The organism is Streptomyces sp. SID5785, from assembly GCF_009870065.1.
Classification (GTDB): Bacteria; Actinomycetota; Actinomycetes; order Streptomycetales; family Streptomycetaceae; genus Streptomyces.
In genome coordinates, this window is the sequence record NZ_WWIA01000427.1 from 1 (window position 1) to 21,014 (window position 21,014).

General features: G+C 74.4%; 19 protein-coding genes. 7 read left to right on the forward strand and 12 right to left on the reverse strand.

Annotation, left to right across the window (positions count from 1 at the left end; translation table 11 throughout):
- Positions 1-43: 43 nt before the first annotated feature.
- From GTW43_RS13975 to GTW43_RS13990, 4 genes are all read right to left on the reverse strand, one after another.
- Entirely contained in the window at positions 44-1,432 is a 1,389-nt protein-coding gene (locus tag GTW43_RS13975) for an aminotransferase class V-fold PLP-dependent enzyme (RefSeq protein ID WP_161302042.1), read from the reverse strand.
- 141 nt (positions 1,433-1,573) lie between these two features.
- On the reverse strand, positions 1,574-4,087 hold the full coding sequence (gene pepN, locus GTW43_RS13980; protein WP_161302044.1) for an aminopeptidase N: 2,514 nt from the start codon (positions 4,085-4,087) through the stop codon (positions 1,574-1,576).
- Positions 4,088-4,189: 102 nt separating this feature from the next.
- Entirely contained in the window at positions 4,190-4,543 is a 354-nt protein-coding gene (locus GTW43_RS13985) for a chorismate mutase (RefSeq protein ID WP_161302046.1), read from the reverse strand.
- A 6-nt stretch (positions 4,544-4,549) separates the two neighbouring features.
- The gene (locus tag GTW43_RS13990) at positions 4,550-5,437 is read right to left on the reverse strand and encodes an AraC family transcriptional regulator (protein WP_161302048.1); all 888 of its coding nucleotides are present in this window, start codon (positions 5,435-5,437) and stop codon (positions 4,550-4,552) included.
- Between the two features lie 136 nt (positions 5,438-5,573).
- On the opposite strand from GTW43_RS13990, the gene GTW43_RS13995 reads away from it, so the two are divergent.
- From GTW43_RS13995 to GTW43_RS38025, 3 genes are all read left to right on the forward strand, one after another.
- Complete coding sequence (locus GTW43_RS13995; protein WP_161302070.1) at positions 5,574-7,325, forward strand: beta-galactosidase family protein; 1,752 nt, start codon at positions 5,574-5,576, stop codon at positions 7,323-7,325.
- A gap of 124 nt (positions 7,326-7,449) precedes the next feature.
- Positions 7,450-8,355 (forward strand): hypothetical protein, encoded by a 906-nt coding sequence (locus GTW43_RS14000; protein ID WP_161302050.1) that lies wholly within the window; start codon positions 7,450-7,452, stop codon positions 8,353-8,355.
- A gap of 99 nt (positions 8,356-8,454) precedes the next feature.
- Complete coding sequence (locus GTW43_RS38025) at positions 8,455-10,338, forward strand: ankyrin repeat domain-containing protein (RefSeq protein ID WP_237536591.1); 1,884 nt, start codon at positions 8,455-8,457, stop codon at positions 10,336-10,338.
- Between the two features lie 19 nt (positions 10,339-10,357).
- Here GTW43_RS38025 and GTW43_RS14010 read toward each other — a convergent pair whose 3' ends face one another.
- Together GTW43_RS14010 and GTW43_RS14015 are read right to left on the reverse strand one after the other, a co-directional pair.
- Entirely contained in the window at positions 10,358-11,347 is a 990-nt protein-coding gene (locus GTW43_RS14010) for an SDR family oxidoreductase (RefSeq protein ID WP_161302051.1), read from the reverse strand.
- 1 nt (position 11,348) lies between these two features.
- Positions 11,349-12,110 (reverse strand): SDR family oxidoreductase, encoded by a 762-nt coding sequence (locus GTW43_RS14015; RefSeq protein ID WP_161302053.1) that lies wholly within the window; start codon positions 12,108-12,110, stop codon positions 11,349-11,351.
- 108 nt (positions 12,111-12,218) lie between these two features.
- Here GTW43_RS14015 and GTW43_RS14020 point away from each other — a divergent pair, with 108 nt between their 5' ends.
- From GTW43_RS14020 to GTW43_RS14035, 4 genes are read left to right on the forward strand one after another with little or no spacing between them, the layout of a single operon-like run.
- Positions 12,219-12,986: an enoyl-CoA hydratase family protein gene (locus tag GTW43_RS14020; protein ID WP_161302055.1), complete on the forward strand. Its 768-nt coding sequence runs from the start codon at positions 12,219-12,221 to the stop codon at positions 12,984-12,986.
- Between the two features lie 2 nt (positions 12,987-12,988).
- The gene (locus GTW43_RS14025) at positions 12,989-13,891 is read left to right on the forward strand and encodes a CoA transferase subunit A (RefSeq protein ID WP_161302057.1); all 903 of its coding nucleotides are present in this window, start codon (positions 12,989-12,991) and stop codon (positions 13,889-13,891) included.
- Between the two features lie 2 nt (positions 13,892-13,893).
- Positions 13,894-14,661 carry a CoA-transferase gene (locus tag GTW43_RS14030; RefSeq protein WP_161302059.1) on the forward strand — a complete coding sequence of 256 codons (768 nt, stop codon included), beginning with the start codon at positions 13,894-13,896 and terminating at the stop codon, positions 14,659-14,661.
- Positions 14,658-15,731, forward strand: a complete 1,074-nt coding sequence (locus GTW43_RS14035) for a nitronate monooxygenase (protein WP_161302061.1) — start codon at positions 14,658-14,660, stop codon at positions 15,729-15,731. Before GTW43_RS14030 ends, GTW43_RS14035 begins: the two co-directional genes overlap by 4 nt.
- A gap of 98 nt (positions 15,732-15,829) precedes the next feature.
- Here GTW43_RS14035 and GTW43_RS14040 read toward each other — a convergent pair whose 3' ends face one another.
- From GTW43_RS14040 to GTW43_RS14065, 6 genes are all read right to left on the reverse strand, one after another.
- Positions 15,830-17,425 carry a DEAD/DEAH box helicase gene (locus tag GTW43_RS14040; protein ID WP_161302063.1) on the reverse strand — a complete coding sequence of 532 codons (1,596 nt, stop codon included), beginning with the start codon at positions 17,423-17,425 and terminating at the stop codon, positions 15,830-15,832.
- A 95-nt stretch (positions 17,426-17,520) separates the two neighbouring features.
- Positions 17,521-17,724, reverse strand: coding sequence for a cold-shock protein (locus tag GTW43_RS14045; RefSeq protein ID WP_005318814.1), 204 nt, complete (start codon positions 17,722-17,724; stop codon positions 17,521-17,523).
- 141 nt (positions 17,725-17,865) lie between these two features.
- Positions 17,866-18,477 carry a TetR/AcrR family transcriptional regulator gene (locus GTW43_RS14050; RefSeq protein ID WP_161302064.1) on the reverse strand — a complete coding sequence of 204 codons (612 nt, stop codon included), beginning with the start codon at positions 18,475-18,477 and terminating at the stop codon, positions 17,866-17,868.
- 79 nt (positions 18,478-18,556) lie between these two features.
- Positions 18,557-19,372 carry a glucose 1-dehydrogenase gene (locus GTW43_RS14055; protein ID WP_343246000.1) on the reverse strand — a complete coding sequence of 272 codons (816 nt, stop codon included), beginning with the start codon at positions 19,370-19,372 and terminating at the stop codon, positions 18,557-18,559.
- Positions 19,369-20,526 carry an acetyl-CoA C-acetyltransferase gene (locus GTW43_RS14060; RefSeq protein ID WP_161302066.1) on the reverse strand — a complete coding sequence of 386 codons (1,158 nt, stop codon included), beginning with the start codon at positions 20,524-20,526 and terminating at the stop codon, positions 19,369-19,371. Before GTW43_RS14060 ends, GTW43_RS14055 begins: the two co-directional genes overlap by 4 nt.
- 10 nt (positions 20,527-20,536) lie before the next feature.
- On the reverse strand, positions 20,537-21,014 hold a 478-nt coding region (locus GTW43_RS14065), incomplete at its 5' end, for a TetR family transcriptional regulator (RefSeq protein ID WP_161302068.1).

A 21,014-nucleotide genomic window follows, 5' to 3' on the forward strand; every position in this document is an offset into this window, starting at 1 on the left:
GGTGCTTCGGTGGGGTCGCTGGGCTGCGGTGCGGGCGCGGCGGTCATCGGGGGGTGTGTCCTTCCACCAGTTTCAGGAGTGCGGCGAGGTCACCGGGGTCGGTGTGCGGGTTGAGCAGGGTGGCCTTGAGCCAGAGGCGGCCGTCCATACGGGCCCGGCCGAGGACGGCGCGGCCGTCGGTGAGGAGGCTGCGTCGGATCGCGGCGACGGTGTCGTCGTCGGCGCCGGTGGGCCGGAAGAGGACGGTGGTCAGGGCGGGGGTGTCGTACAGGTCGAGGCCGGGGTGCAGGTCGACGAGGCGGGCCAGGTGGTGGGCGAGCGCGACGACCCGGTCGACGAGGTCGGCGAGGCCGGTGCGGCCGAGGGCCTTGAGGGTGACGGCGGTCTTGAGCACGTCGGGGCGGCGGGTGGTGCGCAGGGAGCGGCCGAGGAGGTCGGGCAGTCCGGCCTCGGTGTCGTCGTCGGCGTTGAGGTACTCGGCCCGGTGGCCGAGGGGGGCGAGGTCGGTGCGGTCGCGTACGGCGAGGAGGCCGGCGGCGACCGGCTGCCAGCCGAGTTTGTGCAGGTCGAGGGTGATGCTGTGGGCGCGGTCGAGGCCGGCGAGCGCGGCGCGGTGGCGGGGGCTGAACAGGAGGCCCGCGCCGTAGGCGGCGTCGATGTGGAGGCGGGCGCCGTGGGCCTCGCAGACGGCGGCGGTCTCGGGGAGCGGGTCGATGAGGCCGGCGTCGGTGGTGCCCGCGGTGGCGGCGACGAGGTGGGGGCCGGGCAGGTCGGTGAGGGCCTCGTCGAGCGCGGCGGGGTCGAGGGTGCCGGTGGGGGCGGGCAGGACGACGGGCTCGGGCAGGCCGAGGAGCCAGGCGGCACGGGTGAGGCTGTGGTGGGCGTTCTCCCCGACGAGGAGCTGGACGGGGTGGGCGGCGGTGCGGGTGGCCTCGCGGGCGAGGAGGACGGCCAGCTGGTTGGCCTCGGTGCCGCCGGTGGTGACGAGGGCGTCGGCCGCCGAGGCGTCCGGGTAGGCCTCGTGGGCCAGGAGGCGGGTCACCTCGGTCTCGAGGGCGGTGGCGGCCGGGGCCTGGTCCCAGGAGTCCATCGAGGGGTTGAGGGCGCTCGCGGCGAGGTCGGCGGCGGTGGCGACGGCGAGGGGCGGGCAGTGCAGGTGGGCGGCGCAGAGGGGGTCGGCCGGATCGGCGGCGCCCTCGGCGACGGCGGCGACGAGGGTGCGCAGGGCGGTCTCGGCGCCGGTGCCGTGGACGGGGAGGAGCTCGCCGGTGGCGTCGCGCAGGCGGGCGGAGACGGTGTCGGGGCCGCCGGACGGGAGGGGGCCGCCCCGGTGGGCCGCGCCGTTCTTCAGGGCGTCGAGCACGGTGTCGAGCAGGGGCCGCAGTTCCTCGGGGCCCCGCTCGCCTCCGGCGAGGGGCGGCAGGTCACTCATGCGGACCAGTCTTGATCGGCCCCGGGCGACCCCCGCCCTGATCAACCGAAGTGGACCCGAAAGGGGGACGTGGTTGCGGGACTTGGGGCCGGGGTGAGGTATAGAGGCCGCGCCGCGGCGGGCCCCACCCCGGCCGCCCGGTCAGGAACCCGCAGCCGCACGCACCCGCAACGCCCGCTCCAGATCGTCCAGCTGGTCGGTCAGCCGCCGCCGCAGCGCGGGCGTCGGGTCCCCCTCCGCGAGGCACTGCTCGCCGAGCCGCAGCGTCTCGGCGCCGATCGCGGTCGAGGGAAAGGCGTAGCGCCCGGCGGCGGCCGCGAGCGCGGGCCCGCGCCGTTCGGCGAGGGCGGTCACGTCGGTGAAGTACCGCGAGACGTATCCGCGCAGGAGGTCGGCCTGTTCGGGCTGCCAGAAGCCCTGGGCGGTGGCCGTGAACAGGTAGTTGGACAGTTCGCGGCCGGGGTCGTCGGTGAACAGGGCGTCCCAGGCGGCGGCCTTGGCCTGCGGGTCGGGCAGTGCGGCGTGGCAGCGGGCGGCGCCCTCCTGCCCGGTGGCGCTGGGGTCGTGGGCGAGTTCGGCCTCGATGACGGCGTCGTCGACGGCGCCGAGGACGCTCATGCGGCCGAGGATGCGCCAGCGCAGTTCGGGGTCGAGCTCGGGGCCGCCGGGGACGCTGCCGCTGTCGTACCAGCCGCGGATGACGTCGGCGTGCTGGGCGGCGTCGATGAGGTGGCGGACGGCGGTGAGGCGCAGCCCGGGGTGGTCGCCGTCCTCGGTGCGGCGGATGAGCGTCTCGCACAGGGAGGTGATGAGGGAGAGCGCGGCGGGGCGCTGCTCGGGGGTGCTGTAGTGGTCGGCGACCTGGGTGTGGGCGAAGGCGAGGACGCCCTGGACGAGGGCGAGGTCGGTCTCCTCGGGGAGATGGGCCTCGGCGGTGTGGAGGTAGGTGAGGGGGTCGAGTTCCCCGTCGCGGACCATGTCGCGCAGCGCGTTCCACAGGACGGCGCGGGTGAGCGGGTCGGGGACGCCGGACAGGCCGCGCAGGGCGGCTTCCTCGGAGGCGGGGTCGAGGCGGATCTTGGCGTAGGTGAGGTCCTGGTCGTTGGGGACGATCAGGGCGGGGCGGGGCCCGCGGAAGGTGAGGGGCTCGCCGCCGGGTACGTCGGCCTCGACGCGCTCGCGCAGGACGAAGGTGCGGCCGTCGGCGAGGTCGCGGTCGTAGAGGCCGACGGCGATGCGGTGCGGGCGGCTGCCGGTGCGGTCGACGGTGAGGGTCCAGGTGCCGCCGTCGGCGGCGGTGACGTGCGGGGTGAGGGTGTCGACGCCGGTGGTGCGCAGCCAGGCGTCGGCCCAGGCGTGGACGTCGCGTTCGGTGCCGGAGGCGAGGGAGTCGATGAAGTCGGCGAGGGTGGCGTTGCCGAACTTGTGCCGGGCGAAGTGGGTGTTGATGCCGGCGAGGAAGTCCTTCTCGCCGAGCCAGGTGACGAGCTGGCGCAGGGCGGAGGCGCCCTTGGCGTAGGAGATGCCGTCGAAGTTGAGGAGGGCGGAGGCGGTGTCCTCGACGGCTTCGGGGGCGACCGGGTGGGTGGAGGGGCGCTGGTCGGCCTCGTAGCCCCAGTTCTTGCGGGAGATGCCGAAGTCGACCCAGGTGTCGGCGAAGCGGGTGGCCTCGGTGAGGGTCTGGTAGCCCATGTACTCGGCGAAGGACTCGTTGAGCCAGATGTCGTCCCACCACTTGAGGGTGACGAGGTCGCCGAACCACATGTGGGCCATCTCGTGCGCGATGACCATGGCGCGGGTCTGGCGCTCGGTGTCGGTGACGGCGGAGCGGTAGACGAACTCGTCGCGGAAGGTGACGAGTCCGGGGTTCTCCATGGCGCCGGCGTTGAACTCGGGGACGAAGGCCTGGTCGTACGAGTCGAAGGGGTACGGCTCGCTGAACTTCTCGTGGTAGCGGTCGTAGCACGCGCGCGTGATGTCGAGGAGTTCGTCGGCGTCGGCGTCGAGGTGGGGCGCGAGGGAGCGGCGGCAGTGGAGTCCGAGGGGCAGTCCGCGGTGCTCGGTGCGCACGGAGTGCCAGGGGCCCGCGGCGACGGCGACGAGGTAGGTGGACAGCAGCGGCGTGGTGGCGGCCTGCCAGCGGCCCTCGCCGAGGTGTTCGGTGACCGAGTTGGCGAGGACGGTCCAGCCCTCGGGGGCGGTGACCGTGAGGTCGAAGCGGGACTTCAGGTCGGGCTGGTCGAAGGCGGCGAAGACGCGCTGGATGTCGTCCATGAACAGCTGCGTGTAGACGTACGTCTCGCCGTCGGTGGGGTCGGTGAAGCGGTGCATGCCCTCGCCGGTGTGCGAGTAGGACATGGCGGCGTCGACGCGGAGCTCGTGCGTGCCCTCGGTGAGGCCGGTGAGGGCGAGGCGGTTGCCGTCGAGGGCGGCGGGGTCCAGGTCCCGGCCGTCGAGGGTGACGGAGTGCAGCTCGGCGGGCTTGAGCTCGACGAAGGTGTCACCCGCGGTGCGTGCGGTGAAGGTGATCGCGGTGCGGGAGCCGAAGGTGTCGGGGCCGCGGGTGAGGTCGAGGTCGACGGTGTACCGCTCGACCTCGAGGAGCCGGGCGCGGGTCTGCGCTTCGTCGCGCGTCAGTACGGACATGGGGGTCATGTTGCCGTACGCCTCCGGCGCGGGAACAGGTCGTGTCCTGTCGCGTGAGAGGCGCGGGCCTGCGGCGCCGAGGTCACGGGGCGCTGACCCGGACCCCGCTCCTCACTCGCCGGAGGGGCCGGCCTTCGGACCGGCGTCCGCCGCGATCTGCTCGTGGTGGCGGATGACCTCGCTGATGATGAAGTTGAGCAGCTTCTCCGCGAAGGCCGGGTCGAGCTTGGCGTTCTCCGCGAGCTGGCGCAGGCGCTCGATCTGGCGGGACTCGCGGGCCGGGTCGGCCGGCGGCAGGGCGTGCTCGGCCTTGAGGTGGCCGACCTGCTGGGTGCACTTGAAGCGTTCGGCGAGCATGTGGACGACGGCGGCGTCGATGTTGTCGATGCTGTCACGGAGGCGGCCGAGCTCGGCGCGGACGGCGGGGTCGACTTCCGTCTGGGGTGCGGGGTCGCTGGTGGTCATGACAGGTCAGCCTACGTGGAGCATGGGCGGGTCGTGGGGGTCGGGGATCTTGTCGGACCAGCCGCCGGGGACGGCGCGGCCCTGCTGTTCGCGGAAGCGGACGGGCGCGGTGCCGACGCGGCGCGTGAACAGGCGGGAGAAGTAGGCGGGGTCGTCGTAGCCGACGCGGCGGGCGACGGCGGCGACGGGCAGTTCGGTGGCGGCGAGGAGTTCCTTGGCCCGGCCGAGCCGGATGCCGAGGAGGTAGTCCTTGGGGCTGCATCCGGCACCGCGGCGGACGGCGGTGCGCAGCTCGGCGGGGGTCATGCCGTGGCGTGCGGCGTGCTCGGCGACGGACAGGGGCTGGAAGGCGTCGCGGGCGAGGGCCTGGAGGACGGGGTCGCCGTCGGGGGCGATGTCGGCGCGGGCGCGGCGCAGGGCGACGAGGAGTTCGTGGACGGCGGCGCCGGTCTCGACCTCGAGGAGGGGGTTGCCGCGGCGGGCGGCGCGGGCGATGCGGCCGACGGCGGCGCGGGCCTGGGCGGCGTCGGAGAGCGGGACGACGGGCCGGTCGGGCTCGATGTAGCCGAGTTCGGTGTAGGTGGCGGCGGCGGGTCCGGTGAAGTCGACGAAGCACTCGTCCCAGCCCGTGCCGCGGTCGGCTCCGTAGTGGTGCGGAACGCCGGGGGTGAGCCAGATCAGGGCGGGCGCGGTGATGGTGGTGCGGCGGCCGTCGGCGCCGTGGAACCATCCGGAACCGGCGCTGATCACGACCGCGACGTGGTGGTCGAGGGTGCGGGGCCCGACGGTGGGGAGCAGTCCGTGCTGCAGTCCGACGCCGAGGCAGACGAGGCCGAGCCGGTGGTGGGCGGGGCTGGGCGTGAAGTAGCGCATCCAGGTGTGATACGTGGGCATCTGTCCCCTCCTGCGATGGTTCGTTCGCCTGGCCGTGGCGGCGGAGCCCTGTCCAACACCAGCCGATCTTTGTCCATGGACCGGGTCGCCCGCCAGAGGTGAAAGTGGCCGCCTGTAGGTGAGCGAGAGGGATGCGATGGACCGGTTCAGGGTGGGCGGGGAGCACTTCGAGGTGGACGGGCGGCCGGTGCGGCTCCTTTCGGGGGCCTTGCACTACTTCCGGGTGCACGAGGAGCAGTGGGGGCACCGGCTGCGGATGCTGCGGGCGATGGGGCTGAACTGCGTCGAGACGTACGTCCCGTGGAACCTGCACGCGCCGCGGCCGGGCGAGGTGCGGGACGTGGCGGCGGTGGGCCGGTTCCTGGACGCCGCGCACGAGGCGGGGCTGTGGGTGATCGCCCGCCCGGGGCCGTACATCTGCGCGGAGTGGGAGAACGGCGGGCTGCCGCACTGGGTGACGGGGCCGCTCGGGTCCCGGATCCGGACGCGGGACGCGGCGTTCCTGGCGCGGGTCGAGGACTGGTTCCGGGTGCTGCTGCCGCAGATCACCGAGCGGCAGATCGACCGGGGCGGCCCGGTGATCATGGTGCAGGTGGAGAACGAGTACGGCAGTTTCGGCTCGGACGGGGAGTACCTGCGGTCGCTGGCGGAGCTGCTGCGCGAACTCGGGGTGACGGTGCCGCTGTTCACGTCCGACGGCCCGGAGGACCACATGCTGACGGGCGGCTCGGTGCCGGGGGTGCTGGCGACGGCGAACTTCGGCTCCCACGCGCGCGAGGCGTTCGCGACGCTGCGGCGGCACCGCCCCGAAGGGCCGCTGATGTGCATGGAGTTCTGGTGCGGCTGGTTCGACCACTGGGGCGCGGAGCACGTCGTCCGGGACCCCGGGGACGCGGCGCAGGCGCTGCGGGAGATCCTGGAGTGCGGGGCCTCCGTGAACCTGTACATGGCGCACGGGGGGACGAGTTTCGGCGGCTGGGCGGGGGCGAACCGCGGGGGCGGCGCGCTGCACGACGGGGCGCTCGAACCGGATGTGACCTCGTACGACTACGACGCGCCGATCGACGAACGCGGGCGGCCCACGGAGAAGTTCTGGCTGTTCCGTGAGGTGCTCGCGCCGTACGCGGAGGGCCCGCTGCCGGAGCTGCCCGCGCGGCCGGCGACGCTGGCGGCGCCGGTGGAGGTGGAGCTGACGGCGTTCACGGAGCTCGACGAGGTGCTTGCGGGGCTCGGCGGGCCGGAGGTCGAGCGGGCGACACCCGCGTCGTTCGAGGAACTGGACGTGGACCGGGGCCTGGTGCGGTACGCGGTGACGGTACCGGGGCCGCGGGGCGGGCTGCCGCTGCGGGCTCACGGGCTGCGCGATCTCGCCGTCGTGCACGTGGACGGGGAGCGGGCGGGGGTCCTCACGGAGGCGGAGCCGGAACTGCCGGTCCCGGTGGCCGGACCCGCGCGCGTGGAGCTGTGGGTGGAGTCCCTCGGCCGGGTCAACTACGGGCCGCGCACGGGCGAGCCGAAGGGACTGACGGGCGGGCTGCTTCACGAGCGGCAGTACCTGCACGGGGTGACCGCGCGCGGGCTGCGGCTGGACGCGTTCACGGCCGACGCGGTGGCGGCGCTGCCGTCCGGCCCACCGCGGGAGGGTCCGCGCGGGCTCTTCCGCGGCGTCTTCGAGGTCCCCTCGCCCGGCGACGCGGCGCTGGAACTGCCGGGCTGGACGCGCGGCTTCGTCTGGGTCAACGGCTTCTGCCTGGGCCGCTACTGGTCGACGGGCCCGCAGCGGTCCCTGTACGTCCCCGGGCCCGTGCTGCGCGCGGGCGTGAACGAGGTGTGGGTCCTGGAGACGGACCGCTCGGGCCCGCCGCGGGTCCGGGTGGACGTGGGCTGACGGACGGCGCGCGGCGGCGGCTCGTGCGCGCTGTCCGGGCCGGGCGGGGTCGCCGTACTCTGGACGGGCCGGGTCCGGGGGCCGTCCCCGGGGGGACGGCCCGGCGCCCCGAGGGGGTGCGCGCGTGGCGAACGGCGGGCCGGTGGTGCACGGCTATCCGCATCTGGAGACGGTGCGCTCGGCGATCACGGCGCTGTACCGGCGCCTTTCGTACGACACGGTGCACGCGTTCGCGACGAGTGTCGCGCCGGTGGACGTGGCGTTCGCCGACACCGACGATCTCTATCCGGGCGTGCAGCGGGTGGCACGGGAGCTGGTGCGGCACTACCGGCTGCCGGACGCGCGGATGATCGTGAGCTTCCGGGAGATGCAGCACGCGGCGAGCGTCGAACTGGCCGCCGGACCCGAGTACTTCATCGAGCTGAACGACCGCTTCCGCACACATCGCCGGGACATCGGCGCGGCGCTCGCCCACGAGATCATGCACGTCTGTCTGCACCGGCTCGACCTGACCTTCCCGGGGACGCGGGACAACGAGATCCTGACCGACACGGCGACGACCTACCTGGGCGCGGGCTGGCTGCTCCTGGACGCCTTCCGGGAGGACGGGGCGTCCTCGCAGAAGCTGGGCTATCTGACACCCGAGGAGTTCGGGTACGTCCTGGCGAAGCGCTCGCTGGCGTTCGGCGAGTCCCCGGAGACGTGGTTCACCAGTGCGCAGGCGTACACCGCGTACACGCAGGGACTCGCCCAGGCGCGGCGGGACGGGCAGCAGCCCCCGCTGACGGCGGCCGGGTGGGCGGGCCGCCGCCGCTACGCGAAGGACCGGCGGCACGCCCAGGTCCACGGCCCGCAGTCGGCGCTCCCGGGCGGACCGTACGCGTTCTCCTCGGGCGGCACACAGGAGCGCTCCGGGCTGCGCGTGGCCTTCCCCTGCCCGACCTGCCACCAGCGCATCCGGGTACCGGTGCGGGGGCGGGTCCGCGCACGGTGCGGACTGTGCCGGACGGTGCTGGAGTGCGACACCTAGACCGTCGAGGGCCCGGAATCCGGGGCCCAGGCGGCGCCGGGGTTGGGTTTTGCCCGAATTGGTTTGTGTTCGGGCGGCTTTCGGGGCGATGGTCGAGGGATGGACGACAAGGGGATGCCGGACGGCTCCGCGCTGTTCGACGCCGTGCTGAGCGGTGACGAGGACGCGGTGGTGCGGCTGCTGCGGGCCGGGGTGCCGGGCGAGGTGCGCGACGAGGACGGGGAGAGCGCCCTGTACCGGGCGGCGATGTGCGACGAGCCGGGGATCGTACGGCTTCTGCTGGCGGCCGGCGCGGACCCGGACGGGCTGAGCTGCGGCACGGATCTGCCGCTGTGCGGGGCGGCGTGCGGCGGGCACGTGGCGGTGGTGCGGGCGCTGCTCGGCGCGGGTGCCCGGGTGGACGCGGTCGAGGAGGGCGGCTTCCGGGCGATGACCTGGGCCGTCCAGCTGGGCCGGGCCCCGGTGGTGCGGGCCCTGCTGGACGGCGGGGCCGATCCGGGGCTCCCCGACGCCAAGGGCGAGTACCCGCTGGTCGCGGCGGCCCGGCGCGGGTCGGCCGACTGCGTACGGGCGCTCCTGGGCTGCGGGGCGCCGGGCGGCGAGCAGGCGCTGGCGGAGGCGCGGCGGTGGATCGGGGTCGACGTGGCGGCCCGGCTGCGGGCGGGGCTGGCCGCCACGTCGCCGCAGGCACGGGACCGGGAGGCGATCACGCAGCGGTTCGCCGAGGACGGCGGGGTCACGGTCTCGGTGCAGCTGCTCGACGAGACGGGGCGCCCCACGACGGGGAACGAGCAGCAGACCGGCCATGCGGCGATCGCGACGCTCCTCGAACGGTCGCTGGGGATCAGGGCACCGGCCGCGGAGCTGGCGAACCGGGCGGTGCGCTCCGGCGACCCGGACGGCGACGACTGGACCGAGGCGAGGGGGGCGCTGCGGGAGCGGGCGGACGAGCTCACCTTCCGCGCGGCCGCCGCGTGGTGTGCGGACCGGGATCCGCTGCGCCGGGCGTTCGCCGCGGACGTGCTGGCCGGACTGGGCCCGGCGCCCGGCCCGTTCACCCCCAGGGCGCTGCCCCTGCTGCGCCAGGTGCTGCGCGCGGCGACGCCCACCGGCTCCCCGTCCGGCTCCCCGTCTGACTCCCCGTCCGACTCCCCCGGCGGCGCCGCGCGGCGGGCGGCCCGGCCCGACCTGCGGTGCGCGGTCGGGGCACTGGGAACGCTGGGCGTGCGCGCGGAGCCTGTCTCCTTCGCGGAACTGGCGCCGTTCGCGGACCATCCCGACCCCGGCGTGCGGCAGGCGCTCGCGGTCGCCCTGCCGGGCTTCACCGCCGTCGGCACGGCGGAGGCCCTCGCCACCGCGACCCACCTCTGCTCGGACCCCGACCCGACCGTCAGGTCCCGGTCCGCGGCGGCCCTGGCGGACGCGGCGGCCGTGACGGATGCCGGGGGCGTGGCTGATGCGGGGGCCGTGGAGTCCGCCGGGGCCGTGGCTGCCGCTGAGGCCGTGACGGACACCGGGGCCGTGGCTGGCCCGGGGGCCGTGACGGATGCCGGGGCCGTGGCTGGCCCGGGGGCCGTGACGGATGCCGGGGCCGTGGCTGGCCCGGGGGCCGTGAAGCATGTCGGGGCCGTGACGGACACCGGGACCGTGGCTGACCCGGGGGCCGTGGCTGGCCCGGGGGCCGCGGCGGATGCAGACGCCGTGGAGTCCGCGGGGCCCGCCGGGCGTCGGGGCGGGGGCGGGGCCGCTCTGCTGGACACCCTCGCCTGGCTGCTCGACGACCCCGTGGACGAGGTCGCCGCGGAGGCGGCCCGGGGGCTTGCGGTGCGGCAGGACCCGCGGGCCGTCGAGCCGCTGGCACGGCTGCTGGCCCTGGCGCCGCCCGGCAGCCACGCCCACGACCTGGCGCAGGAGGCGGCCCGCGCCTGTACCGACGCCCGCACCCGGACCCGCCTCGAGTGGACGCTGCCCCGGACCCCTTGAGCCGGCGCGCGCCGGGCCGTCAGGACGCGCCGTACACCACCCCCGGTGGCGTCGCCCGGGCCAGGAGGTCGCGGGTCGCCTCGCCCGCGGCGGCCGGGGTCCAGCGCTCGGCCTTGTCGACGGTGGGGCCCGGACGCCAGCCCTCCATCACCGTGATGCGCCCGGCCTCGACCTCGAAGACGCGACCGCTCACCCCGTCGCTGGCCGCGCCGGAGCCGAGCCAGACCACCAGGGGCGACACGTTCGCCGGGTCCATCGCGTCGAAGGCGCCGTCCTCGGGTGCGGCCATCGTGTCGGCGAACGTCGCCGCGGTCATCCGGGTGCGGGCGGCCGGTGCGATCGCGTTGACCTGGACGCCGTAGCGGCCCGTCTCGGCGGCGGCGACCAGGGTCAGGCCGAGGATGCCGGCCTTCGCCGCGCTGTAGTTGCCCTGGCCGACCGAGCCCAGCAGACCGGCACCGGACGAGGTGTTGACCACGCGGGCGACCGGGGTGCGGCCCGCTTTCGCCTCGGCCCGCCAGTACGCGGCGGCCTGCTGCAACGGCAGGAAGTGGCCCTTGAGATGGACCCGCACGACCGCGTCCCAGTCGTCCTCCGCCAGGTTCACCAGCATGCGGTCGCGCAGGAAGCCCGCGTTGTTCACCAGGGTGTCGAGGCGGCCGAAGGTGTCGACGGCCGCGGCGACGAGCGAGGCGGCGCCCTGCGATGTCGCTATGTCGCCTCCGTGGGCCACCGCCTCACCGCCGGCCGCGCGGATCTCGGCCACGACCCGGGCCGCGGGGCTCTCGGACGCGGGCGCCCCGTCCGGGCCCACGCCCAGGTCGTTCACCACGACGCGGGCGCCCTCCGCCGCGAAGGCCAGCGCGTGGGCCCGGCCAAGACCGCGGCCCGCACCGGTCACCGCCACCACCCGCCCCGCGCACAGCCCGCCGGGGCCGGCCGCCGAGGTCGCCGCCGGGGCCGTCGCGGGAGCCGTCGTCGCTGCCGCCGACGTCCGGGATTCCGTCATGTCACGCCTCCTTGTTGACCGTTGCCGCGTCGAGGAACGCGGGGCGCTCGCCGCCGCCGTGCACGAGCAGGCTCGCCCCGCTGATGTACGCGGCGGCGTCCGACGCCAGGAACACCGCCGCCTCGCCGATCTCGCGGGGCTCGGCGAGCCGCCCCAGGGGCACCGTCGCCCCGACCGCGGCGACACCCGCCTCGTCCCCGTAGTGCAGGGCCGTCGACTCGGTGCGGACCATGCCGAGCACCAGCGTGTTCACCCTGATGTCCGGGGCCCACTCGACGGCCATGGACCGCGCCAGGTTCTCCAGGCCCGCCTTCGCCGCCCCGTACGCTGCCGTGCCCGGTGACGCGCGGGTGCCGCTGACGCTGCCGATCATGACGATCGCGCCGCGGGCCGCCGCGAGTCGGTCCCGGGCGGCGAGGGAGACGGTGAGCGGCGCCGTCAGGTTCAGCTCGATGACGCGCGCGTGCCGCTCCGCGTCCGTCTCGCCGAGCAGACGGTACGGGGTGCCGCCCGCGTTGTTCACCAGCACGTCCACCCGGTCCAGGCCGGCGAAGAACTCCCGCACCGCTGCCGCGTCCCGCAGGTCGAGCGGGGCGAACGCGCAGCCGTCGAGGGGGACGTCGGGTGGTCTGCGGGCACAGACCACGACCTCGGCCCCGGCCGCCGCGAAGGCCCGCGCGATCCCCGCCCCCACTCCCCTGGTACCGCCCGTCACGACCACGACCCGGCCGCTCAGATCCGCCCCGCCCGTGTCCCGCCCCATCCCTCGCTCCTTCGCCGATCGGCTCCCCGCACCGTTCCGCAGGCCTCCGGCACCTGCTACGGTCGACACCTACCAAACAAACGTTAGGTGGAAAGGTAGCTGAACGCCATGGGTGTCTCCACCTCCTCACCCGAAAAGGGGATCGCCGTCGTCACGGTGGACTTCCCTCCGGTCAACGCACTGCCGGTGCAGGGCTGGTACGACCTGGCCGACGCGGTGCGCGCCGCGGGCCGCGACCCGGACGTGAGCTGCGTGATCCTCACCGCGGCCGAGGACGGCCGGGGGTTCTGCGCAGGTGTGGACATCAAGGAGATGCAGCGCGAGACGGCCTCGCCGGAGGGCGGCCACCGCGCCCTGATCGGGGCCAACAGAGGCTGCTACGAGGCGTTCTCGGCGGTGTACCGGTGCGAGGTCCCGGTCGTCGCGGCCGTCGGCGGCTTCTGCCTGGGCGGCGGCATCGGGCTGGTGGGGAACGCGGACGCGATCGTGGCCGCCGACGACGCGACGTTCGGCCTGCCCGAGCTGGACCGCGGCGCGCTCGGCGCGGCCACGCACCTGGCCCGGCTGGTCCCGCAGCATCTGATGCGTGCGCTGTTCTACACCTCGCGCACCGCCACCGCGGCCGAGCTGCACGCCCACGGCTCGGTGTGGCAGGTCGTGCCGCGGGCCGGGCTGCGCGCCGCGGCCCTGGACCTGGCGCGGGAGATCGCCCGCAAGGACGGCTACCTGATCCGCCTCGCCAAGTCCGCGCTCAACGGCATCGATCCGGTCGACGTCCACCGCAGTTACCGCTTCGAGCAGGGCTTCACGTTCGAGGCGAATCTCAGCGGGGTCGCCGACCGGGTGCGCGACACCTTCGGACAGGGAGCGGAGTGACCATGACCGCGAGCACGGGGACCACCGGGACCACCGGCGGGCACGACAGGACGGGCCGGGCCGACAAGCTGATGACGGCGGACGAGGTCGTCGGCCGGCTGCGCAGCGGCATGACGATCGGTATCGGCGGCTGGGGCTCGCGCCGCAAGCCGATGGCGCTGGTCCGCGCCCTGCTGCGCAGTGACGTCACGGACCTGACCGTGGTCTCGTACGGCGGCCCGGACGTCGGGATGCTGGCCGCCGCGGGGAGGATCCGCAGGCTGGTGGGCGCCTTCGTGACGCTCGACTCGATCCCCCTGGAGCCGCACTTCAGGGCGGCGCGGCAGCGCGGCGCGCTCGCGATGACGGAGGTCGACGAGGCGATGTTCATGTGGGGTCTGCACGCCGCGGCGAACAGACTGCCGTTCCTGCCGGTCCGGGCCGGCCTCGGCTCGGACGTGATGCGGGTCAATCCGGAGCTGCGCACCGTCACGTCGCCGTACGAGGACGGCGAGACATTCGTCGCGATGCCCGCCCTGCGGCTGGACGCGGCCCTGGTGCACATGAATCGCGCGGACCGCAGGGGAAACGGCCAGTACCTGGGCCCCGACCCGTACTTCGACGACCTGTTCTGCGAGGCGGCGGACCGTGCGTACGTGTCGTGCGAGCGGCTCGTGGACGGGTTCGGTCCGGATGTCACGCCGCAGTCGCTGCTGATCAAGCGGCATGTGGTGACGGGTGTGGTGGAGGCGCCGCTCGGGGCGGACTTCACGTCGTGCGTGCCCGACTACGCGCGCGACGAGGCCTTCCAGAAGCTGTACGCGAGCACGCCCTGGGCGGAGTTCGCCGAGCGGTTCCTGCCGCCCGGCGGTGACGAGAAGCAGTACCGGTCGGCCGTCCAGGCCTGGCACGAGGAGCAGAAGTGACCATGACGGAAGGCACCGGGACCACCGCGCAGGCCGTCACCCGCGCCGAGTACTGCGTGATCGCCTGCGCCGACGCCTGGCGGAACGACGGGGAGGTGCTGGCCAGCCCGATGGGGCTCGTCCCGGGGATCGGGGCGCGGCTCGCCCGGCGGACCTTCGCGCCCGATCTCCTGCTCACCGACGGGGAGGCGACGCTGGTCGGGCCGGACGGCGCGGCGGAGGGCTGGCTTCCGTACCGTCAGCACCTGACGTTCGTGACCGGCGGGCGGCGGCACGTGATGATGGGCGCCAGCCAGCTCGACCGCTTCGGGAACCAGAACATCTCGTGCATCGGCGACTGGGAGCGCCCCGACCGGCAGCTGCTCGGAGTGCGCGGCGCCCCGGTCAACACGTTGAACAATCCGGTGAGTTACTGGGTGCCGAGGCACAGCCGGCGCGTGTTCGTCGAGAAGGTCGACATGATCAGTGGTGTGGGCTATGACAGCGCCGCCGCGGCGGGACCGTCCGCGACGCGCTACCACCGCATTCCCCGGGTCGTGACGAACCTGGCGGTGCTCGACTTCGAGACGCCGGACCGCGCGATGCGGATCGCGTCCGTGCACCCCGGCGTCACCGTGGACGAGGTACAGGAGGCGACCGGGTTCACGCTCGCGCTCCCCGAGGGGGGCGAGGTGCCGGACACGCGCGCGCCGACGGCCGAGGAGCTGCGGCTGATCCGTGACGTGGTCGACCCCAGAGCGCTGCGCGAGCGGGAGGTCAGGTCCGTATGAGCGACGCCGCCGCGTTCACGCTCCCCACGGCGTTCACCGAGCTGACCGGGGTGCGCCACCCGCTCGTGCAGACGGGCATGGGCTGGGTCGCGGGCCCCCGCCTGGTCTCGGCGGCGGCGAACGCGGGAGCGCTCGGGATCCTCGCCTCCGCGACCATGACCGTGGACCGACTGCGGTCGGCGGTACGGGAGGTGCGGTCCCGCACCGACGCGCCGTTCGGGGTGAACCTGCGGGCGGACGCGGGGGACGCGCGCGAGCGGGTGCGGATCATCATCGACGAGGGCGTGAAGGTGGCCTCGTTCGCGCTGGCGCCGTCCCGTGAGCTGATCGCCGAGCTGAAGGACGCCGGGGTCGTGGTCGTCCCCTCCGTCGGGGCGCGCCGGCACGCCGAGAAGGTCGCCGCATGGGGTGCGGACGCGGTGATCGTGCAGGGCGGCGAGGGCGGTGGCCACACCGGCGAGGTGGCCACGTCCGTGCTGCTGCCGCAGGTCGTGGACGCGGTCGGCATCCCGGTCGTCGGGGCGGGCGGCTTCCGGGACGGGCGGGGGCTGGTCGCCGCGCTCGCCTACGGGGCCGCGGGCGTCGCGATGGGCACGCGTTTCCTGCTGACCTCGGACTCCACCGTGCCGGACGCCGTGAAGGCTCGGTACCTGGCGGCGTCGGTCAAGGACGTGACGGTGACGACGGCGGTCGACGGGCTGCCGCACCGCATGCTGCGCAGCGATCTGGTCGACGCGCTGGAGGGCGCGGGCCGCGCCCGTGCGCTCGTCCAGGCGGTGCGCAGAGCGTCCGGGTTCAGAAAGCTGTCCGGGCTCTCCTGGCCGCAGATGGTCCGGGACGGGCTCGCGATGAGGCACGGCAAGGACCTCTCCTGGAGCCAGGTGCTGCTCGCGGCGAACACGCCGATGCTCCTGAGGGCGTCCATGGTGGAGGGCCGTACGGACCTCGGTGTGATGGCGTCCGGGCAGGTCGCGGGGCTCATCGAGGACCTGCCGAGCTGTGCCGAGCTCGTGGCCCGCGTGATGGCCGAGGCCCGGCAGGTGCTCGGCACTCTGCCGGGCCGGGGGTGATCCGGCCCTCCTGCCGGGAGCGCCCCCGAGGCGCGCACTGCGTGCGTCGTCTCGGGGGCGCTGTTCCGTCGGGTCGCCGACCCGCAGCCGCGTTCCGGTCAGTCGGCCGAGGGGCGGCGGGGACGGCGGCGTCGGGCGCCCGCGTTCGGCGCCGCGGAGCCGGAGCCCGCACCGGAGCCGGAGGGGCCGGACCGACGGGCGCCGCCGTTGCCGGAGCCGGAGCCCGCGCCCGAGCCCGCGGCGGTGGTGCGACGGGCGGCGCCGTTGCCGGAGCCGCCACGACCGCCGCGTCCGCCGCGCGACCGGCGGGGCTTCGACGAGGAGCCGCTCCGCGCTGCGGGCACGGGGGCCGGCTCGGGCACGGCGATGGTGACCGGCACGCCGGAGGGCTCGCGCGCCCCGGTGATGGTGACCAGTTCCTCGTCGGTGGAGCGGACCTGGGTGGTGCGGGGCCGCACTCCGGCGTCCCGCATCAGCCGCTGGACGTCCCGCTTCTGCTCGGGCAGGACCAGGGTGACGACGCTGCCGGACTCACCGGCGCGGGCCGTGCGGCCGCCGCGGTGCAGGTAGTCCTTGTGCTCGGTCGGCGGGTCGACGTTGACGACGAGGTCGAGGTCGTCGACGTGGATGCCGCGCGCGGCGACGTTCGTGGCGACGAGCGCGGTGACGCGGCCGTCCTTGAACTGTTCGAGGGTGCGGTTGCGCTGCGGCTGGCTGCGGCCGCCGTGCAGCGGGGCCGCGAGCACGCCGGTGCCGAGGAGCCGCTTGGCGAGCCGGTCGGCGGAGCGCTTGGTGTCGACGAAGAGGATGACGCGGCCGTCGCGGGCGGCGATGCGGGCCGTGACGGCCTTCTTGTCGGTCTCGTCGAGGACGTGCAGGACGTGGTGCTCCATCGTCGTGACGGCACCGGCCGACGGGTCGACGGAGTGCACGACCGGGTCCGTGAGGAACTGGCGCACGAGGCGGTCCACGTTCCGGTCGAGCGTCGCGGAGAAGAGCATCGTCTGCCCGCCCGGCGCCACCTGCTTGAGCAGCGCGGTGACCTGCGGCATGAAGCCCATGTCGGCCATCTGGTCGGCCTCGTCGAGGACGGTGATGCGCACGTCGCCGAGGGCGACGTCGCCCCGCTCGATGAGGTCCTTGAGGCGGCCCGGGGTGGCGACGACGACCTCGGCGCCGCGACGCAGCGCGCCGGCCTGGCGGGAGATCGACATGCCGCCGACGACGGTCGTGAGCCGCAGCCGCAGGGCCGTGGCGTACGGGGTGAGGGCGTCGGTGACCTGCTGGGCGAGCTCGCGCGTGGGGACGAGGACGAGCGCCAGCGGGGCCTTGGGCTCGGCGCGCAAGCCCGAGGTGCGGGCGAGCAGCGGGAGACCGAAGGCGAGGGTCTTGCCGGAGCCCGTGCGGCCGCGGCCGAGCAGGTCGCGTCCGGCGAGGGAGTTCGGCAGCGTCGCGGCCTGGATCGGGAAGGGCTCGGTGACGCCCTGTTCGCCGAGGGTCTTCACGAGGGCGACGGGCATGTCGAGCACGTCGAAGGACTCGGCCGGGGGCAGCGCGGGCGTGGAGCTCTCCGGCATGGTGAACTCGCGCGGCGGGGTGGGCTGCCGCCTGCGCTGCTGTTCGGGGGTGCGACGCCCGCCGTCCGCTGCGGGACGGGGACTGCGGCGCCGGGACGGGCGGGGGGAGCTGGCCATGCGGCATGCCTTCCGGGGACTGACAGGAACAGGCGGGGACAGCGCGAACCGGGGCCCGCACCGCTTGGTGCGGACCCCGGCCGGGTGATGCAGGATCAGGCGGGGAGGATGTTCTCCGCCTGGGGGCCCTTCTGGCCCTGGGTGACGTCGAAGGTCACCTTCTGGCCTTCCTGGAGCTCGCGGAAGCCCGAGGTGGCGATGTTCGAGTAGTGGGCGAAGACGTCAGCGCCGCCGCCGTCCTGCTCGATGAAGCCGAAGCCCTTTTCCGAGTTGAACCACTTAACGGTACCGGTGGCCATGTTGTTCTCCTTGAACAGGTAGCAGCTCCCATTCCGAGAACATCCCGGAAAACAATAATGCGCCTGAGGAACATTCCCGTCAGGCGCACATAAAGTCTATGGGTACCAAAACTGCAACGCTCTCGACTCTAACACGCGCTATCACCGAGTGGCGATCCCGTCCAGAACCATGGACAGGTACTGGCGCGCGATCTCCTCGGGGCTGTGGTGCCCGCCGGGCCGGTACCAGGAGGCCGCGACCCAGACGGTGTCGCGCACGAAGCGGTACGTCAGCCGGATGTCGAGGTCGGAGCGGAAGACGCCGTCGGCGACGCCCCGCTCCAGGGTGGTCAGCCAGGTCTTCTCGAAGCGCCGCTGGGACGCGGCGAGGAACTCGAAGCGGTCCTGGGCGGCGAGCTGGCGGGACTCCTTCTGGTAGATCGCGACGGCGGGCCGGTGCCGGTCGATCTCCCGGAAGGACTCGGTGACCAGTGCCTGGAGCGTCTCGCGGGGGCCGAGGTCCGCGTCGAGCACGGTGTCGTAGCCGGACCACAGCTCGTCGAGGAAGGTGCGCAGGATCTCCTCCAGCATCGATTCCTTGGAGTCGAAGTGGTAGTAGAGGCTGCCCGCGAGCATGCCCGCGTGGTCGGCGATCTTGCGGACGGTCGTGGCGTTGTACCCCTGCTCAGCGAAGACCTCGGCCGCGGTCTGGAGCAGTTCGCCGCGGCGCTCGGGCGCGGACGTCGTCGCCTGGGGCTTCTTCTTGGTAGGCACCCGCCCATTGTCGTCCCCCCGGGGACCGCTCCGGGCACAGGGGCGTCCGCCACGGCGGGGAGCGGGCGCGGGTCGGCGGTCATGCGCCGGTGGGCCCGGCCGGGTGGGCGGGGACGGGCATCCGGCCGGCCGTGGCGCCGCCGTCCGCGGTGATCTCGGCGCCGGTCAGGTACGACGCGCCGTCGGAGGCGAGGAACGCGACGAGCCGGGCGACCTCCTCGGGCCGGCCGATGCGGCCGAGCGCGGCGGCGGGGTGCGCGGTGGTGCCGAGATGGGCGGTCATCGCGGTGTCGATGGCTCCGGGGAAGACGCAGTTGACGCGGATGCCGTGGCCGCCGAGCTCGAGCGCGGCGGTGCGGCTCAGTCCGCGCAGGCCCCACTTGGCCGCTCCGTAGGCGCCGTGGCCGACGATGCCCTGGAGCCCGGCCTGCGAGGAGATGTTGACGATCGCGCCGCCGCCCGCGGCGCGCAGGGCGGGCACCGCGGCCTGGATCCCGAGGAACGGGCCGACGAGATCGACCTTGAGGAGCCGCTCCAGCCGGGTCACGTCCTCGTCGAGGAGGCGCGCTGTCGTGTAGAGCGCCGCGTTGTTGACGAGAATGTCGAGTCGGCCGAAGGTGCGCAGGGCCGTGTCGACGGCGGCCGCCCAGGAGTCCGCCTCCGTGACGTCGAGCCGCACGAAGCGCGCACGGGCGCCGAGTGCGGCGGCGGTCCGCTCCCCCTCCTCGGTGAGGATGTCGCCGAGGACGACCCGGGCGCCGTCCTCGGCCAGCGCGCGGGCGATCGCGGCGCCCATGCCGCGGGCGGCGCCGCTGACCAGGGCGACCCTTCCGCCGAGCGCGTGCCGGGTGCCGGGGGCGCCGTCCGCCCTCGCGGCGCCGTCGGGCCGGTTCACAGCCGCTCGATGATCGTCACGTTGGCCTGGCCGCCGCCCTCGCACATGGTCTGCAGGCCGAACCGGCCGCCGGTGCGCTCCAGTTCGTGCAGGAGCGTCGTCATCAGGCGGGTGCCGGTGGCGCCGAGGGGGTGGCCGAGGGCGATCGCCCCGCCGTTCACATTGACCTTGTCCGGGTCGGTGCCGGTCTCCTCGAGCCAGGCCAGCACGACCGGGGCGAAGGCCTCGTTGATCTCGACGAGGTCGATGTCGTCCATGGTCAGGCCGGTCTTCTTCAGTGCGTGCGCGGTCGCGGGGATCGGCGCGGACAGCATCCGGATCGGGTCCTCGCCGCGGACGGACAGGTGGTGCACGCGGGCGCGCGGGATGAGCCCGTGCTCGCGGACGGCTCGCTCGGAGGCGAGCAGCATCGCGGCGGCGCCGTCGGAGACCTGGGAGGAGCAGGCGGCGGTGATGGTGCCGTCCGTGAGGACGGGCTTCAGCCCGGCCATCTTCTCGAGCGATGTGTCGCGGCGCGGGCCCTCGTCGGCGGTGACGTCGCCGTACGCGACGGTCTCCCTCGCGAAGCGGCCCTCGTCGAGGGCGCGCAGGGCCCTCCGGTGGGAGCGCAGCGCCCACTCCTCCTGGTCGCGGCGGGTGATGCCCCATTTCCGCGCGATGAGCTCGGCGCCGTGGAACTGGTTGACCGGCTGGTCGCCGTAGCGGGCGCGCCAGCCCTCGCTGCCCAGGTAGGGGCCTTCGGTGAGGCCGAGCGGCTCGGCGGCCTGCCGGGAGGCGAAGGCGATGGGGATCATCGACATGTTCTGCGTGCCGCCGGCGACGACGAGGTCCTGGGTGCCGGAGAGGACGCCCTGGGCGGCGAAGTGGACGGCCTGCTGCGAGGAGCCGCACTGCCGGTCGACGGTGACGCCGGGGACCTCCTCGGGCAGCCCGGCGGCGAGCCAGCAGGTGCGGGCGATGTCTCCGGCCTGCGGGCCGACCGTGTCGAGGCAGCCGAAGACGACGTCCTCGACGGCGGCGGGGTCGATGCCGGCGCGCGCGACGAGCTCCTTGAGGACGTGGGCGCCCAGGTCGGCGGGGTGGACCGTGCTCAGTCCGCCGCAGCGCCGGCCGACGGGGGTGCGGACCGCTTCGACGATGTAGGCCTCGGCCATGACGGCTCCTTCATCCTTGCTCGGCTGTCGGACGGTGGTCCTGCGTGGCGATGCCGTCCAGGACGGTCGCCAGGTACTGGCGGGCGATCTCCTCGGGGCTGTGCCGGCCGCCGGGCCGGTACCAGGAGGCGGCGACCCAGACGGTGTCGCGCACGAAGCGGTACGTCAGCCGGACGTCGAGGTCCGCCCGGAACTCACCGGTCGCCACTCCCTCCTGCAGCGTGGTCAGCCAGGTCTGCTCGAAGGTCCGCTGGGAGGCGGCGAGGAACGCGAAGCGCTCACGGGCGGCGAGGGTCCTGGACTCCTTCTGGTAGATCGCGACGGCGGGCCCGTGCCGGTCGATCTCCCGGAAGGACTCGGTGACGAGGGCGCACATGGTGTCCCGCGGGCCGAGTCCGGCGGTGCGCACCGTGTCGTAGCGGCCGGCGAGCTCGTCGAGGAAGCCGCGCAGGATCTCCTCGACGATCGAGTCCTTGGAGTCGAAGTGG

Bases quoted from the DNA above. Each gene is read 5' to 3' on its own strand.
- GTW43_RS14010 (WP_161302051.1), bottom strand. From the start codon at position 11,347: ATGACGGAATCCCGGACGTCGGCGGCAGCGACGACGGCTCCCGCGACG.
- GTW43_RS13985 (WP_161302046.1), bottom strand. From the start codon at position 4,543: ATGACCACCAGCGACCCCGCACCCCAGACGGAAGTCGACCCCGCCGTC.
- GTW43_RS14040 (WP_161302063.1), bottom strand. From the start codon at position 17,425: ATGGCCAGCTCCCCCCGCCCGTCCCGGCGCCGCAGTCCCCGTCCCGCA.
- pepN (WP_161302044.1), bottom strand. From the start codon at position 4,087: ATGACCCCCATGTCCGTACTGACGCGCGACGAAGCGCAGACCCGCGCC.
- GTW43_RS38025 (WP_237536591.1), top strand. From the start codon at position 8,455: ATGGACGACAAGGGGATGCCGGACGGCTCCGCGCTGTTCGACGCCGTG.
- GTW43_RS14025 (WP_161302057.1), top strand. From the start codon at position 12,989: ATGACCGCGAGCACGGGGACCACCGGGACCACCGGCGGGCACGACAGG.
- GTW43_RS13995 (WP_161302070.1), top strand. From the start codon at position 5,574: ATGGACCGGTTCAGGGTGGGCGGGGAGCACTTCGAGGTGGACGGGCGG.
- GTW43_RS13990 (WP_161302048.1), bottom strand. From the start codon at position 5,437: ATGCCCACGTATCACACCTGGATGCGCTACTTCACGCCCAGCCCCGCC.
- GTW43_RS14035 (WP_161302061.1), top strand. From the start codon at position 14,658: ATGAGCGACGCCGCCGCGTTCACGCTCCCCACGGCGTTCACCGAGCTG.
- GTW43_RS13975 (WP_161302042.1), bottom strand. From the start codon at position 1,432: ATGAGTGACCTGCCGCCCCTCGCCGGAGGCGAGCGGGGCCCCGAGGAA.
- GTW43_RS14015 (WP_161302053.1), bottom strand. From the start codon at position 12,110: ATGGGGCGGGACACGGGCGGGGCGGATCTGAGCGGCCGGGTCGTGGTC.
- GTW43_RS14030 (WP_161302059.1), top strand. From the start codon at position 13,894: ATGACGGAAGGCACCGGGACCACCGCGCAGGCCGTCACCCGCGCCGAG.
- GTW43_RS14045 (WP_005318814.1), bottom strand. From the start codon at position 17,724: ATGGCCACCGGTACCGTTAAGTGGTTCAACTCGGAAAAGGGCTTCGGC.
- GTW43_RS14060 (WP_161302066.1), bottom strand. From the start codon at position 20,526: ATGGCCGAGGCCTACATCGTCGAAGCGGTCCGCACCCCCGTCGGCCGG.
- GTW43_RS14020 (WP_161302055.1), top strand. From the start codon at position 12,219: ATGGGTGTCTCCACCTCCTCACCCGAAAAGGGGATCGCCGTCGTCACG.